Genomic DNA, 14,016 nt, shown 5'->3' on the forward strand with positions numbered 1-14,016 from the left:
GCGCTCGTGACGGTGCCGAACCTGCCGGACCGTTCAGCGCTGACGGATACGCCGGCGCAGCCGGTGGACCAGCGTCGGCGAGGGCCGGGCGGCGTCGAGCTGGGCGGCGAGCCAGCGGGACCGCTTCTCGACGTCCAGCTCGTCCAGCAGCCGGTCGATGTTGGCGAGCAGGGCACCGTGCAGCTCCCAGCTGAGCCACTCGCCGCCGGCGTTGATCTCGTCCCGCAGCAGGGCGGCGATCCGCTCCCGGTCCTCCCGCCCGTCGAGCAGCGCCTGCTCCAGCTCGGCCTCGGCCCGCTCGGCCCCGGCGCTGACCTGGGCGGTGATCAGCCGGCCGAAGCTGTCGACGGCGTCGGCGATATGGGTGAGCAGATCGTCCAGTACGGCGGAGACCGGGGCGTCGTACACCGACTCCTGGTGGGCACGGTCCTCCGACAGGTCGGCCAGCGAGCGGCACAGGGTGCGCAGGACGACGGCGCACACCTCCAGGGTGTCCAGGCCGCTGCGCAGGATCAGCCGGGTCATGGCGCCCTCGGCCCGCCGGACCCGGGGATTGAACTTGGTGCTCTCCTCGGCACGGCGCAGCGCCTCGTCGAAGCGGGCGATCTCGTTGTCCAGCCGGCGCGCCTCGTGCAGCCACGACAGGGTCCGCTCGCGTGAGGCGCCCTCCCGCAGTTCCCGGCCGATCCGCAGCAGCAGCCCGCGCAGCCGCCGGGCCAGCTCCTCCACCGCCTCACCGGCCGGCCGCACGAAGACCGGCGGGGCGACCAGCGCGTTGAGCAGCACCCCGACCACCGCGCCGATCAGGGTCTCCAGCACCCGGTCCAGGCCCTCACCGCCGTGGTCGGTCACCCCGAGGATCAGCATGCCGCTGATGGCGACCTCCGCGACGAACTCGTCGACCCGGATGATGTGACCCACCACCAGCGAGGCGAGGATGATCAGCCCCAGGCTCCACCAGGTGAGCCCCATCAGATCACCCAGGGCCACCGCGATCAGCACCCCGGCCACCACGCTCACCACCCGGCGGATCCCGGTCGTCACCGTCGTGTAGAGCGTGACCTGGACGACCAGCAGCGCCGTCAGCGGAGCCGTCAGCGGCACCGGGTTGGGCGACAGTTCCAGCGCCACCACATACGCCAGCACCCCGGCCAGCGCGGAGCGCACCGACTGCACCACGACCGGGTCGTTACGGCGCCGAAGGATTCCGGTCAGGGCTGCGGGGACTGTGGACACCCTGCGAGTGTTCCCGGTCCCGAGCCCGCCACCCGGGTGAATTCCGCGGCCCCGCAAGCGCGTCGCCGCCCGCCCGGCCGCCGGCCGCGATCTCCTGCCCTCTCCAGCCACCTGACACCTCAGAGCCTGAGGAGCGAAATGGACGGGCCCCGGACGCGGCGTCCACTCGCCGTCGCGGTGCTGCTCCTGCTGGCGGCGCTCCCCACCGGCTGCGGTGGGAGCACCTCCACGGAGCCGGGCCGGGCCACCCTCAACTGGTACAACTTCCCCGACGACTCCGGCGCTCTGCAGAAGGCCGCCGACAACTGCGGCAGGGCCTCGGGCGGCCGCTACGTCATCCGGTACAACAAGCTGCCGCGCGCCGCCGACGGCCAGCGCCAGCAGCTCGTCCGGCGTCTCGCCGCCCACGACAAGGGGCTCGACATCCTCGGGCTCGACGTGACCTGGGCGGCGGAGTTCGCCGAGGCCGGCTGGATCCGGCCCTGGACCGGCGCCGACCGCGCGCGGGCCACGGCGGGCACCCTGACCGCCTCGCTGCGGACGGCGACCTGGAAACACCGGCTCTACGCGGTCCCGTACAACGCCAACACCCAGTTGCTCTGGTACCGCGACGACCTGGTGCGCCGGCCCCCCGCCACCTGGGCGCGGATGCTGGCCGCCTCCCGGGCGCTGGCCAGGGCGGGCAGACCTCACCGGGTGGAGATCCAGGGCGCGCAGTACGAGGGCCTCACCGTCTGGTTCAACACCCTCGTCGAGAGCGCGGGCGGCTCGATCCTCGACCCGGCGGCCACCAGACCCTCGCTGGGGGCGCCCGCCGTGGTGGCGGCCGGCATCATGCACCGGCTGGCCACCTCACCGGCCGCCGATCCCTCGCTGGCCAACCAGATGGAGGACCAGAACCGCCTGGCCATGGAGTCCGGAAGCGCGGCCTTCGAGCTCAACTACCCCTTTGTGTACCCGTCGATGAAGGCCAACCGGCCCGACCTGTTCAAGCACTTCCGCTGGGCGCCCTATCCCCGGGTGTACGCCGACCGGCCCGCCCGGCCCACCATCGGCGGCATCGACCTGGCAGTCGGCGCCTACTCGCGGCATCCCGCGACGGCCCACGAGGCGGCCCTGTGCCTGCGCGACCGCGACAACCAGCTGACCGCCGCGCTGACCGGCGGTCTGCCGCCCACCCTGCGCGCCCTCTACACCAGCCCGGAACTCGTCAGGAGCTACCCCTTCGCCGCCGACATCCTCAGCGCCCTGGAACACGCGAGCATCCGCCCGCAGACCCCGGCCTACCAGAACGTCTCCATCGCGGTCTCCCACACCCTGTCGCCACCCGCCGGGATCGATCCGGTCGGCGCGGTCCGCGACATGCGCGGGCAGATCGACGACGCCCTGCGGTCCAGGGGGCTGATCCCATGACCCGCCCGGCCCGCCCCGAGCGCCCGCCCCGCCCCGAGCGCCCGCCCCGCCCCGAGCGCAGCCTCTCCGAGGGCGCCCGGCAGGAACGCCGGCTCGGCTGGACGCTGTGCGCCCCGGCCGTGCTCGTGATGGTCGCCGTGACGGCCTACCCGGTGGCCTACGCCGTCTACCTCTCCCTCCAGCGCTACGACCTGCGCTTCCCCCAACTCGCCACCTTCGTCGGCCTCAGCAACTACGCGGCCGTGCTGAGCTCGCCCCTGTGGTGGGAGGCGTTCCGGGTGACGGTGCTGGTCACCGCGGTCTCCGTCACCGTGGAGCTGATCCTCGGGATGGGCCTGGCGCTGGTCATGCACCGGGCCCTCCTCGGCCGCGGCACCGTACGCACGGTGATCCTGGTCCCGTACGGCATCGTCACCGTCGTCGCCGCCTTCTCCTGGCAGTACGCGTGGACCCCCGGCACCGGCTATCTGGTGGACGCCGCCGGCACCGCGCCGCTGACCGGCCACTGGCAGGCCATCGGCATCATCATCCTCGCCGAGGTGTGGAAGACCACGCCCTTCATGGCCCTGCTGCTGCTCGCCGGGCTCGCCCTGGTACCCGACGAGACGCTGCGCGCCGCCATGGTCGACGGAGCGACGCGCGCGCAGCGCTTCCGGCTGGTCACCCTGCCGCTGATGAAGCCGGCCATCCTGGTGGCGCTGCTGTTCCGGACCCTGGACGCGTTCCGGGTCTTCGACAACATCTATGTGCTCACCCAGGGGTCCAACGGCACCGGATCGCTGTCGGTCCTCGGCTACGACAACCTCTTCACGGCGCTCAACCTCGGTATCGGGTCGGCGATCTCGGTACTGATCTTCCTCTGTGTGGGGATCATCGCCGTCATCTTCGTCAAGCTGTTCGGCACGGCCGCACCCGGCTCCGGGACGGGACGCTGAGACGCCGATGACCACCGCCCGGACCAAGCGGATCGCCGGCTGGAGCGCGGCCGACCTGCTGGTCGTGCTGTACGCGCTGATCCCCGTGGTGTGGATCGCGTCGCTGTCCTTCAAGGACCCCGGCACCCTGTCGGACGGCTCGTTCCTCCCCCGGAAGTGGACCTGGGCGAACTACCGGGGCATCTTCGAGACCTCGGAGTTCACCCGCGCCCTCGTCAACTCGATCGGCATCGCGCTGATCTCCACCGTGATCGCCGTGGTGCTGGGCACGATGGCGGCCTACGCGGTGGCCCGGCTGCGGTTCCCCGGCAAACGGCTGCTGATCGGGATGTCGCTGCTGATCGCGATGTTCCCGCCGATCTCGCTGGTGTCGCCGCTGTTCGACATCGAGCGTCTGCTCGGCCTGTTCGACACCTGGCCGGGGCTGATCATCCCGTACATGACCTTCTCGCTGCCGCTGGCGATCTACACCCTGTCGGCCTTCTTCCGGGAGATCCCCTGGGACCTGGAGAAGGCCGCCAAGGTCGACGGCGCGACGGCCGCGCAGGCGTTCCGGCTGGTGATCGCACCGCTGGCGGCGCCGGGGGTGTTCACCACCGCCATCCTGGTCTTCATCTTCTGCTGGAACGACTTCCTCTTCGCGATCTCCCTGACCTCCACGACCGCGGCGCGCACCGTGCCGGCCGCCATCGCCTTCTTCACCGGCAGTTCGCAGTTCCAGCAGCCCACCGGGTCGATCGCCGCCGCGGCGGTGGTCATCACCATCCCGATCATCGTGTTCGTCCTGCTCTTCCAGCGCAGGATCGTCGCCGGACTGACCTCCGGAGCAGTCAAGGGCTGAGAGGAACGGACCCACCAGCATGGCCGAGATCATCCTCGAAGGGATCACCAAGCGGTATCCCGACGGCGCCCTCGCCGTCCGGGACGTCGACCTGCGCATCGCGGACGGCGAGTTCGTGATCCTGGTCGGCCCCTCCGGCTGCGGCAAGTCCACCACCCTCAACATGATCGCGGGGCTGGAGGACATCACCGAGGGCACGCTGCGGATCGGCGGCCGGATCGTCAACGACAAGGCCCCCAAGGACCGTGACATCGCCATGGTCTTCCAGAGCTACGCCCTCTATCCGCATATGACGGTCCGGGAGAACATGGGGTTCGCCCTGCGGCTGGCCAAGGCCGACAAGGCGACGATCACCGAGAAGGTGGAGGAGGCGGCGCGGATTCTCGACCTGACCGCACACCTGGACCGCAGACCCGCCCATCTCTCGGGCGGCCAGCGGCAGCGCGTCGCGATGGGCCGCGCGATCGTCCGCGACCCGCAGGCCTTTCTGATGGACGAACCGCTGTCCAACCTCGACGCCAGTCTCCGGGTGCGGATGCGCACCCAGATCTCCCGGCTGCAGAGGCGGCTGGGCACCACCACGGTGTACGTCACCCACGACCAGACCGAGGCGATGACCCTGGGCGACCGGGTCGTCGTACTGCGAGGCGGGCTCGTCCAGCAGATCGGCTCGCCCCAGCATCTCTACGACGAGCCGCGCAACCTGTTCGTGGCCGGTTTCATCGGCTCACCGGCCATGAACTTCCTGCGCGGCACCCTGGAGAACGGCGTGCTGTCCACCTCGCTGGGCGCGCTGCCGCTCCAGGACCGGGTCCGGCGGAGCCTGGAGCGGCAGAACGCGCCACGTGAGCTGATCGCCGGCTTCCGGCCCGAGGACTTCGAGGACGCCGCGCTGGTCGACGCCGCGCGCACCGGCTTCACCTTCACGGTGACGGTGGACATCCTGGAGTCCCTCGGCTCCGACGTCTTCGTGCACTTCACGGAGGAGGGCGGCCCTGCCTCCTCCTTCGAACCGGACGAGCCGGCCGCCGGCTCCGGGCTCGCCGGCACCGGCCGCGGCGGCCACCAGATCGTCGCCCGGCTCGCCACCGCGACCCGGGCCCGCGAGGGGCGGCCGGTGGAGCTGTGGCTCGACACGGGGAAAGGGCATCTCTTCGACCCCGCCACCGGTACCAACCTCACCCATCCGGAGATCGTCGACCGCGAAGCCCCGTGACGGCCCCGGCACCGCTCCCGGGGCCGCTGGCCCAGCTGGCCCCGCTGCTGGAGGAGCACGGGTACCTGGCGGTCGGTGTCCTGGTCTGCCTCGACAACGGCGGTGTCCCCGCGCCGGGGCAGACGATCCTGGTGGCCGCCGCCGTCTATGCCGGCACCGGACGGCTGGACTTCGCGGCCGTGCTGGCCGTGGCGGTGACCGCGGCGGTCGTCGGGGACTGTCTGGGCTACCTGGCCGGCCGGGCCGGCGGCCACGCCTTCGTGACCCGCTGGGGCCGCTATGTGCTGCTGACCCCCGCCCGGCTGGCACGGGCCGAGGAGTTCTTCGCACGGCACGGCGGGGCCGTGGTGACCTGGGCGCGGTTCGTGGACGTACTGCGGCAGACCAACGGCATCATCGCCGGCACGGCCGGCATGCCGTGGTGGCGGTTCCTGGCCTTCAACGTCCTCGGGGCGGTGCTGTGGACCGGGGTCTGGGGCGGACTCGGCTACGCGGCCGGTGCCCACATCGGGGCCGTCTACGCGGCCGTGGCCCGCTCCCAGATCCTGTTGACGGCGGTGCTCGGGGTGCTGGCCGCCGGCCTGGTCATCCGGTATCCGACGCGGCGGCGATCCGGCCGGCCCGGACGGCGTCGCCGAGAGCGCGGTGGTCGTCCTCGTTGAGGTCGGCGTAGGTCTCGGCGAACCGGACCAGGGCACGGTCGAAGACGTCCTTGCCGCCCAGGTAGGCGGCGATCGCGATCCGGTCCCCGGAACGGGCGTGGGCGCGCGCCAGGGTGGCGCCGCACAGCTCGCCGAAGACCCGCATCCCGGTGGGAATCATGCCGGCCGGGTCGACGATGCCCTTCCAGTCACGCAACTGGCGTACGTAGAAGTCGCGTCGGCGGCCGTCGATGCCGTCGACGCGGTCCCAGCCGAGGAAGATGTCGCTGGCGGCCTGCATCATCCGCTGCCCGGCCACCACCCGTTCGCCCTCGGAGCCGTACTCGGTGGCGCCGGCCCGCGCGGCCAGCACGGACTCACCGGCCTCCTTGGCCTGGAGCAGCAGCGGGTCGTCGTCGTCCCGGCCGAGCAGCAGTAGGATCCAGCAGCGGGTACCGACGCTGCCGACCCCGACCACCTTGCGGGCCATACCGGCGATCCGGTACTGGCCGAGCAGGGCCTGCCGGTCGGACTGCAGGCTGCGGGCGTAGCGGCCGAGCAGGTCACCCAGCCGGGTCTCCAGCTCCTCGCGCTCGGTGTCCGGCAGCAGTTCGTGCACCGGGACGAGCAGCGGCGGGTCGGAGACGATCCGGCGCGCGCCGTCGGTCACCCGGGTGAGCCTGGAGAAGGCCTGGAGGGTGTCGCGGCCGCGGGCCTTGGCCAGGGCCCGGGAGACCTGGCGGCGGCCCCGGCTGCGGAGCTGGTCGGCGGCGATCTCGTTGAGCCGGTCGGCATCCGCGCGGTCGTACCAGACGTCGAGGTTGCGCATCCGCGCGTACGCCCGCATCCGCTCGCGGTACGCGCGCACGGCGGCCGCCACGATGTCCGCCCGCTCGGCGTCGGCGAAGCCGTTCTCGCGGGCGGCGATGACCAGACTGGCGGCCAGGCGTTTGACGTCCCACTCCCACGGGCCCGGCAGGGTCTCGTCGAAGTCGTTGATGTCGAAGACCAGTTGCCGTTCGGGGGAGGCGAGCAGCCGGAAGTTCAGCAGATGGGCGTCGCCGCACAGCTGGGCGCGGATGCCGGAGACCGGGGTACCGGCCAGGTCGCCGGCCATGATCGCGGCGGCTCCCCGGTAGAAGCGGAACGGTGACTCCAGCATCCGGCCGTAGCGGATGGGCACCAGCTCGGGCACGCGGACCGCCGACTGGGCCTCGATGACGTCCACCGGATCGGGACGGTCCCGCGACGGCTCGAACTCGCCGTGGGAGGAGCGCGGGGCGTGGCTGCGGGCCGCCCGGCCGAGGGCCGCCCGCTCGGCGGCGGTGAGGTGGCGTGCGTACGGGGTCGTCATCGTCAGTGCTCCGAGAAGACCTCGCGCAGCCTGGCCTCCTCCTCCTTGGACAGATTGGTGCTGAGCAGCTCGGCCTCGGCGGACCCGAAGGCGTCCCCGACCCGGTCCAGTACGGCGTCCGAGGACAGCAGGAAGAGCGCGGAGCTGCCGGGGGTCACCTGCTTGCGCACCGACCGGATGAAGTCGTCGTCGATGCCGACGTCCGCCATCGAGCCGCTCAGCGCGCCCACGGCCGCGCCGACCGCCATGCCCAGCAGCGGTACGAAGAACAGCATGCCGAAGAGCAGCCCCCAGAAGCTGCCGGAGAGCGCGCCGACCCCGGCGATATTGTGCAGCTGCTTCGTCCTGGGCTGCTTCCTGTCCGGCGGCCAGTTCACCACCGCCGCGTCGTGGACCTTGATGAGCTGCTGCTTCTGCAGGGACCGCAGCGTGCCGACGGCCTCGTCGGCGCCCTCGGGCACGGGGAACTTCCAGACGGTGAGCGTTGCCACAAGATCTCCTCGGACGGGACAGCTCGGTGATCCGTACAGTAGGCGAACAGGTCAAAACCGGCATTTCGGTCCAGTGGTGAGCAGGAGTGCCGACGGTGGGTGGTGGCGTGGCGCGCTGCCGTCGCCGCGGTCGAGTCATCGGATGAATGCTCGGACCCGGGTCTTGTCCGCCGGGTTCTGAGGCGATTAGAGTCCGCTTCCGTCAGGCAGAGATCCGAGGTGTCGTCAGGTCGTAGAGGAAGGCGGATCATGCGGAGCACGCGACTCACGCAACGCACGCGACTGGGCCACAGCGCGGTCGCGGTCACGCGGCTGTCGCTGGGAGCGGCGGCCATCGGCAACCTGTTCACCCCGGTCACCGACGAGGCCGCCACCGCCACCGTCGACGCCGCCTGGGACGCCGGTGTCCGCTACTTCGACACCGCACCGCACTACGGACTCGGCCTGTCGGAGCGACGGCTCGGCGCGGCCCTGCGCGACCGGCCGCGCGCCGAGTACGTGGTGTCCACCAAGGCCGGCCGGCTGCTCAGGCCCGGCACCGACCCCGACACCGGCTCCGGAGCCGTCGCCGGGGACGACCTCGCCAACGGCTTCGCCGTGCCCGCGACCCACCACCGGGTCTGGGACTTCAGCGCCGACGGCGTCCGGCGCAGCATCGAGGACAGCCTGAGCCGCCTCGGCCTGGACCGGGTCGACATCGTCTATCTGCACGACCCCGACGACCACGCCGACCCCGCCTTCCGGCAGGCCTACCCCGCCCTGGAGCGGCTGCGCGCCGAAGGCACCGTGGGCGCGATCGGCGCGGGCATGAACCAGACCGCCATGCTCACCCGCTTCCTGCGCGACACCGACGTCGACGTCGTCCTGTGCGCCGGCCGCCACACCCTCCTGGACCACCGGGCCCTGGACGACCTGCTCCCCGAGGCCGCCGCGCGCGGCCGCGGCGTCGTCGTCGGCGGGGTGTTCAACTCCGGGCTGCTGGCCGACCCCCGTCCGGGCGCCACCTTCGACTACGCCCCCGCCCCCCGAGCCCTCCTCGACCGCGCCCTGCGCGTCAAAGCGGTCGCCGAGCGGCACGGCGTCCCCCTGCGCGCCGCCGCGCTCCAGTACCCGCTGCGCCACCCCGCCGTCGCCGCCGTGCTCGTCGGCGCCCGGTCCCCGTACGAGATCCGGGACGCGGCGGCGATGCTGTGCCACCACGTCCCGGACGCCCTGTGGGAGGAACTGCGGGCCCAGGGCCTGCTGCCCGCGTGACGGACCCGGCCCCCGGGCTACGCGTCCGGTCCCTCCAGGCGGAAACCGACCTTCAGACCGACCTGGAAGTGCGCGACCTGACCCTCCTCCAACTGCCCCCGGATCTGCACCACCTCGAACCAGTCCAGATTGCGCAGGGTCTCCGACGCGCGGCTGATCCCGTTGCGGATCGCCGCGTCGATGCTGTCGGGCGACGAGCCCACGATCTCGGTGATCCGATAGGTGTGGTTGGTCATGGCGACTCCTTCGAAGGGCTCGGCTGACCTCCACCGTGCCCCATGGCGCCGCGCCCCGCGAGAGGAGCGCACCTCCCGGTGCGGATTGCCGCCCGCGGTCAGGGGCAGACGGACGGATGGGCCCGCTCCCGGCCCGCGGCGGCCACGAACGCCCTCGGCCGGCCGCACCGCTCCTCCCGACGAAGGGTGTGACCGACATGCTGCTCCTGGGACTCGTCCTGCTCGGCGCCACCGGCGCCTTCACAGGGCTGCTGATCTCCGAGAACCACTCCGGTGGTCCCGACTACGCGGTGACGATGTTCGGCAACGACCTCGGCACCGTCGACACGCTCGGCGCCTTCCTCGCCGGGATCGCGCTGACCCTGGTGTTCTGCCTGGCCCTGGCCATGACGGCGAGCGGCTCGGCCCGACAGCGCCGCCGTAACGCGGAGCTGCGCGCCATGCGCCGCGAGCGCCGCGAGTACGCCCGGACCGCCGACGCGGGCGGCGCCGCGAGCGCCACCCGTACGGCCGACACGGCCGGCACGCCGGAGCCCACCGGCACGCCCGGTACGACCGGCACGGAACCCGCCGCCGGCACGGAACCCGGGACCACCACCACGACCACCACCCGCCACCGCCGGACGCACCTGTTCGGGCACTGAGCCCGCGCCGGAGATGCCCTCCGGTGACTGTGACCCCATGCTGGAACGCGACGGCTGCGAGGAGACCGAAGTGACCACCGCGAGAATCCGCTGCGTTCCCGGCGCCCCGTGCTGGGTCAGCCTCATGGCGCGCGACCTCGATGTCGCGATGGCCTTCTACGGACCCCTGCTGGGCTGGAGCTTCGAGCGTGGGCCGGACCACTGGGGCCCGTACGTACGGGCCGTCGTGGACGGCACCGAGGTGGCCGGGATCGGAGCCGTCGCCCGCGACTGGGAGACCTCGGTCGCCTGGACCACGTACTTCGGCGTGGAGAGCGCCGACGCCACCGCCTCCGACATCCGCGACCGGGGCGCCACCGTCGCCGTCGGCCCGCTGGAGTTCGAGGCCGGCCGCCTCGCCCTGGCGGCCGACCCCCAGGGCGCGGCGTTCGGCATCTGGGAGGGCCTGCCCGGCCCGGCCCGCGACCTCCGCCTCCCCGGGGCGCCCGCCTGGATCGAACTGCGCACCCGGGACGCCTTCGCCTCGGCCATGTTCTACGGCGAGATCTTCGCCTGGGACCGCCGTGACCCCGAACGCTACGTCGTCGAGTGGGAGAACGACCGTGTCGTCCTCTACCTCGACGGCCACCCCGTCGCCGGACTGCGCGGTGGCGGCGTCGAGGCCGCCGCCGACCCCCGGGTCCGGCCCCGCTGGCATGTCTTCTTCGCCGTCGAGGACATCGACGAGGCCGTCCAGCGGGCCAAGGAACTCGGCGGCGAGATCACCGGCGAACCCATGGACAGCGCCTACGGACGCGTCGCGGGGCTGCGCGACCCCGAGGGCGGACTGCTCTCCCTGATCAGCGACCACCCGTAGGGCGGGCCGGCGGGCCGGCAGCCCGGCAGCCCGGCGGGCCGGTCCCGGGCGGCGTACGGCCAAACGGCGCCGCGGGCGGTAGGCCGCGCCGCCCGGTGGTACAGAAGCCGTCATGGACTGGTTCACAGCGCCCGACTACTGGCTCAGCAGGCTGGTCATCCAGCGGGGCCTGGCCGCGGTGTACCTGGTCGCCTTCCTGACCGCGGCCAACCAGTTCCGGGCCCTCATCGGCGAGCGGGGGCTGCTGCCGGTCCCGGCCTTCACCCGGCAGGTGCCGTTCCGCAGGGCGCCGAGCCTGTTCCATCTGCGCTACTCCGACCGGCTGTTCGCCGCCGTGGCGTGGACCGGCGCGGCGGGGGCGGCGGCACTGCTGGCCGGGGCCGCCGACCGGGCGCCGCTGTGGGTCGCGATGGCGGCGTGGGCCGTGCTGTGGGCGCTGTACCTGTCCATCGTCAACGTCGGCCAGACCTGGTACTCCTTCGGCTGGGAGTCGCTGCTGCTTGAGGCCGGCTCCCTCGCGGTCCTGCTCGGCAACGAGCGCACCGCGCCGCCGGTGACGGTGCTGTGGCTGATGCGCTGGCTGGTCTTCCGGGTCGAGTTCGGCGCCGGGCTGATCAAGATGCGCGGGGACGCCTGCTGGCGCGATCTGACCTGCCTGTACTACCACCACGAGACACAGCCCATGCCGGGCCCGCTGAGCTGGTACTTCCACCATCTGCCCCGGCCGCTGCACCGGGTCGAGACGGCGGCCAACCACTTCGCCCAACTCGTCGCCCCCGTCGCGCTGTTCACCCCGCAGCCGGTCGCGAGCGCGGCGGCCGCGATCATCGTCGTGACCCAGCTGTGGCTGATCCTGTCCGGCAACTTCGCCTGGCTCAACTGGCTGACCGTCGTCCTCGCCGTCTCCGCCTTCGACGGCTCGCTGATCGCGGCGCCGCCCGCGCTCCCGGCCGCCCCCGCCGGGTTCGAGGCCGTGGTGCTGGCCTTCACCGCCCTGGTGCTGGTGCTCAGCTACTGGCCGGCCCGCAACCTGCTCTCCCGCCGGCAGCTGATGAACGTCTCCTTCAACCGCCTCCACCTCGTCAACGCCTACGGCGCCTTCGGCAGCATCAACCGCGTCCGCCTAGAAGTGGCCGTCGAGGGCACCGACGAGCCCGAGATCACCGCCCACACGGTGTGGAAGGAGTACCCGTTCCGCGGCAAGCCCGGCGACCCCGGGCGGCTGCCGCGCCAGTTCGCCCCGTACCACCTGCGGCTGGACTGGATGATGTGGTTCGCCGGGATCTCGTCCTCGTACGCCTGGCCCTGGTTCACGCCGTTCGTCGGCCGGCTGCTGGAGAACGACCCGGCCACCCTCGGGCTCCTGCGGGGCAACCCCTTCCCCGACGCCCCGCCGACCTATGTACGCGCCCGGCTCTACCACTACCGCTTCACGGACCGGGCGACCCGGCGCGCCACCGGGGCGTGGTGGCGGCGCACGCTGGTCCGCGAGTACCTGCCGCCGGTCAGCCTGCGGACCCTGGAGATCATGGGCCGCCGGTTCTAGAGGTGCGATCCCGGGGTAGGGGATCTGTGCGCTGGGGGTGATCCCATGCAGTTCATCGACCGCGCGGATGCCGGGCGGCGCCTCGCGACCCGTCTGCGGCACCTGCGATCCGCGGACCCCGTCGTCCTGGGCCTGCCGCGTGGCGGCGTCCCGGTGGCCTACGAGGTGGCCCTGGCCCTGCACGCCCCGCTGGACATCGCCGTGGTGCGCAAGCTCGGCGTCCCGTTCCACCGGGAGCTGGGCTTCGGTGCCATCGGCGAGGGCGGCGCGAGGGTCGTGAGCGAGGACATCGTCCGCATGACCCATGTCGGCCGGGACGACCTCGAGAGGGTCGAGCGGCAGGAGGAGGCCGAGCTGGCCCGGCAGGCCCACCGCTTCCGGGCCGGCCGGCACCGGGTCGGCCTCGCCGGCCGCACGGTGATCGTGGTGGACGACGGGGTGGCCACCGGCGCGACCGCGCTGGCCGCCTGCCAGGTCGTACGGTCCCAGGGCGCCGCCAGGGTGGTGGTGGCCGTGCCCGTCGCGGCGCCGGACGCGCTGGAGATCCTGCGGTTCGAGGCGGACGAGGTGGTCTGCCCCAACGCGCCCCGGTTCTTCTGCGCGGTCGGCGAGTGGTACGGGGACTTCTCGCAGACCGCCGACGAGGAGGTGTCCGCGCTGCTGGCGCGGGCCGCCGCCCGGGCGCCCCGCACCGTCGAGACCGCGTACGAGGCGGACGGGGTGCGCCTGACCGGGGACCTCACCGTGCCCGACGGCGCCGAGGAGGTGGTGGCCTTCGCACACGGCACCGGCAGCAGCCGGCACAGTCCCCGCAACCGGGCGGTGGCCTCGGTGCTGAACGAGGCCGGGCTGGCCACTCTTCTGCTCGACCTGCTCACCCCGGAGGAGGAGACCGACCGGGACAACGTCTTCGACATCGGACTGCTGGCCGCCCGCCTGGCCGGCGTCACCCGCCGGCTGCGGGCCGCGGAGGGCCTGCCCGTCGGATACTTCGGGGCCAGTACGGGGGCCGCCGCCGCCCTGTGCGCCGCCGCCGAAGCGGCCGGGGCCGGGGAGGAGATCGTCGCCGTGGTCTCCCGCGGCGGCCGCGCCGACCTCGCCGGGGCCGCGCTGGGCCGGGTACGGGCGCCGGTGCTGCTGGTCGTCGGCGGCGCCGACACCGCCGTCCTGGGCATGAACCGCCGGGCGCAGGAGGAGCTGTGCTGTCCGAACCTGCTGCATGTGGTCCCCGGGGCCGGCCACCTCTTCGAGGAGCCCGGGGCCCTGGATCAGGTGGCCCACCTGGCACGGGACTGGTTCCTCGGACACCTCCCGGAGCGATCCGCGCCTTACCCTGAGGGGAAGGGGTAGCCG

Annotated in this window: 14 protein-coding genes; 10 read left to right on the forward strand and 4 right to left on the reverse strand. The window is 72.7% G+C overall.

From position 1 onward, the window contains the following. Window positions 1-33: 33 nt before the first annotated feature. Window positions 34-1,236 (reverse strand): FUSC family protein, encoded by a 1,203-nt coding sequence (locus RWE79_RS34010; protein WP_475943919.1) that lies wholly within the window; start codon window positions 1,234-1,236, stop codon window positions 34-36. A 138-nt stretch (window positions 1,237-1,374) separates the two neighbouring features. Between RWE79_RS34010 and RWE79_RS34015 the strand changes: the two genes are divergently transcribed. Genes RWE79_RS34015 through RWE79_RS34035 form a run of 5 tightly spaced genes read left to right on the forward strand, consistent with a single transcriptional unit; the run spans window position 1,375 to window position 6,303 of the window. Next, complete coding sequence (locus RWE79_RS34015; protein ID WP_475943920.1) at window positions 1,375-2,649, forward strand: ABC transporter substrate-binding protein; 1,275 nt, start codon at window positions 1,375-1,377, stop codon at window positions 2,647-2,649. Next, window positions 2,646-3,584, forward strand: coding sequence for a carbohydrate ABC transporter permease (locus tag RWE79_RS34020; protein ID WP_475943921.1), 939 nt, complete (start codon window positions 2,646-2,648; stop codon window positions 3,582-3,584). The genes RWE79_RS34015 and RWE79_RS34020 overlap by 4 nt, the downstream gene beginning before the upstream one ends. 7 nt (window positions 3,585-3,591) lie before the next feature. Beyond that, on the forward strand, window positions 3,592-4,425 hold the full coding sequence (locus tag RWE79_RS34025; protein ID WP_475943922.1) for a carbohydrate ABC transporter permease: 834 nt from the start codon (window positions 3,592-3,594) through the stop codon (window positions 4,423-4,425). A gap of 19 nt (window positions 4,426-4,444) precedes the next feature. Further along, window positions 4,445-5,641, forward strand: a complete 1,197-nt coding sequence (locus tag RWE79_RS34030) for an ABC transporter ATP-binding protein (RefSeq protein WP_475943923.1) — start codon at window positions 4,445-4,447, stop codon at window positions 5,639-5,641. After that, on the forward strand, window positions 5,638-6,303 hold the full coding sequence (locus RWE79_RS34035) for a DedA family protein (protein ID WP_475943924.1): 666 nt from the start codon (window positions 5,638-5,640) through the stop codon (window positions 6,301-6,303). The genes RWE79_RS34030 and RWE79_RS34035 overlap by 4 nt, the downstream gene beginning before the upstream one ends. On the opposite strand, the gene RWE79_RS34040 is transcribed toward RWE79_RS34035, so the two are convergent. Both RWE79_RS34040 and RWE79_RS34045 read right to left on the reverse strand, forming a co-directional pair. Further along, a complete protein-coding gene (locus tag RWE79_RS34040; protein WP_475943925.1) occupies window positions 6,227-7,636 on the reverse strand; it encodes a DUF2252 domain-containing protein in 1,410 nt (469 codons plus the stop codon). The genes RWE79_RS34035 and RWE79_RS34040 overlap by 77 nt on opposite strands. Before the next feature lie 2 nt (window positions 7,637-7,638). Next, window positions 7,639-8,127: a DUF1269 domain-containing protein gene (locus tag RWE79_RS34045; RefSeq protein WP_475943926.1), complete on the reverse strand. Its 489-nt coding sequence runs from the start codon at window positions 8,125-8,127 to the stop codon at window positions 7,639-7,641. A gap of 249 nt (window positions 8,128-8,376) precedes the next feature. Here RWE79_RS34045 and RWE79_RS34050 point away from each other — a divergent pair, with 249 nt between their 5' ends. Continuing rightward, the gene (locus RWE79_RS34050) at window positions 8,377-9,381 is read left to right on the forward strand and encodes an aldo/keto reductase (RefSeq protein ID WP_475943927.1); all 1,005 of its coding nucleotides are present in this window, start codon (window positions 8,377-8,379) and stop codon (window positions 9,379-9,381) included. A 17-nt stretch (window positions 9,382-9,398) separates the two neighbouring features. Here RWE79_RS34050 and RWE79_RS34055 read toward each other — a convergent pair whose 3' ends face one another. Further along, a complete protein-coding gene (locus tag RWE79_RS34055; protein ID WP_475943928.1) occupies window positions 9,399-9,617 on the reverse strand; it encodes a dodecin in 219 nt (72 codons plus the stop codon). 197 nt (window positions 9,618-9,814) lie between these two features. On the opposite strand from RWE79_RS34055, the gene RWE79_RS34060 reads away from it, so the two are divergent. From RWE79_RS34060 to RWE79_RS34075, 4 genes are all read left to right on the forward strand, one after another. Further along, a complete protein-coding gene (locus RWE79_RS34060) occupies window positions 9,815-10,261 on the forward strand; it encodes a hypothetical protein (protein WP_475943929.1) in 447 nt (148 codons plus the stop codon). Window positions 10,262-10,298: 37 nt separating this feature from the next. Further along, complete coding sequence (locus RWE79_RS34065) at window positions 10,299-11,117, forward strand: VOC family protein (protein ID WP_475943930.1); 819 nt, start codon at window positions 10,299-10,301, stop codon at window positions 11,115-11,117. 112 nt (window positions 11,118-11,229) lie between these two features. Then, the gene (locus RWE79_RS34070) at window positions 11,230-12,663 is read left to right on the forward strand and encodes a lipase maturation factor family protein (RefSeq protein WP_475943931.1); all 1,434 of its coding nucleotides are present in this window, start codon (window positions 11,230-11,232) and stop codon (window positions 12,661-12,663) included. Between the two features lie 45 nt (window positions 12,664-12,708). Next, window positions 12,709-14,013, forward strand: a complete 1,305-nt coding sequence (locus RWE79_RS34075; RefSeq protein ID WP_475943932.1) for a phosphoribosyltransferase family protein — start codon at window positions 12,709-12,711, stop codon at window positions 14,011-14,013. The last annotated feature ends 3 nt before the right edge of the window (window positions 14,014-14,016 follow it).

It is taken from the genome of Streptomyces sp. RLA131, assembly GCF_056270125.1.

Excerpts from the sequence above, each read along its gene's own strand:
- RWE79_RS34015 (WP_475943920.1), top strand. The coding sequence starts at position 1,375 with ATGGACGGGCCCCGGACGCGGCGTCCACTCGCCGTCGCGGTGCTGCTC.
- RWE79_RS34020 (WP_475943921.1), top strand. The coding sequence starts at position 2,646 with ATGACCCGCCCGGCCCGCCCCGAGCGCCCGCCCCGCCCCGAGCGCCCG.
- RWE79_RS34025 (WP_475943922.1), top strand. The coding sequence starts at position 3,592 with ATGACCACCGCCCGGACCAAGCGGATCGCCGGCTGGAGCGCGGCCGAC.
- RWE79_RS34030 (WP_475943923.1), top strand. The coding sequence starts at position 4,445 with ATGGCCGAGATCATCCTCGAAGGGATCACCAAGCGGTATCCCGACGGC.
- RWE79_RS34040 (WP_475943925.1), bottom strand. The coding sequence starts at position 7,636 with ATGACGACCCCGTACGCACGCCACCTCACCGCCGCCGAGCGGGCGGCC.
- RWE79_RS34050 (WP_475943927.1), top strand. The coding sequence starts at position 8,377 with ATGCGGAGCACGCGACTCACGCAACGCACGCGACTGGGCCACAGCGCG.
- RWE79_RS34055 (WP_475943928.1), bottom strand. The coding sequence starts at position 9,617 with ATGACCAACCACACCTATCGGATCACCGAGATCGTGGGCTCGTCGCCC.
- RWE79_RS34060 (WP_475943929.1), top strand. The coding sequence starts at position 9,815 with ATGCTGCTCCTGGGACTCGTCCTGCTCGGCGCCACCGGCGCCTTCACA.
- RWE79_RS34065 (WP_475943930.1), top strand. The coding sequence starts at position 10,299 with ATGCTGGAACGCGACGGCTGCGAGGAGACCGAAGTGACCACCGCGAGA.
- RWE79_RS34070 (WP_475943931.1), top strand. The coding sequence starts at position 11,230 with ATGGACTGGTTCACAGCGCCCGACTACTGGCTCAGCAGGCTGGTCATC.
- RWE79_RS34075 (WP_475943932.1), top strand. The coding sequence starts at position 12,709 with ATGCAGTTCATCGACCGCGCGGATGCCGGGCGGCGCCTCGCGACCCGT.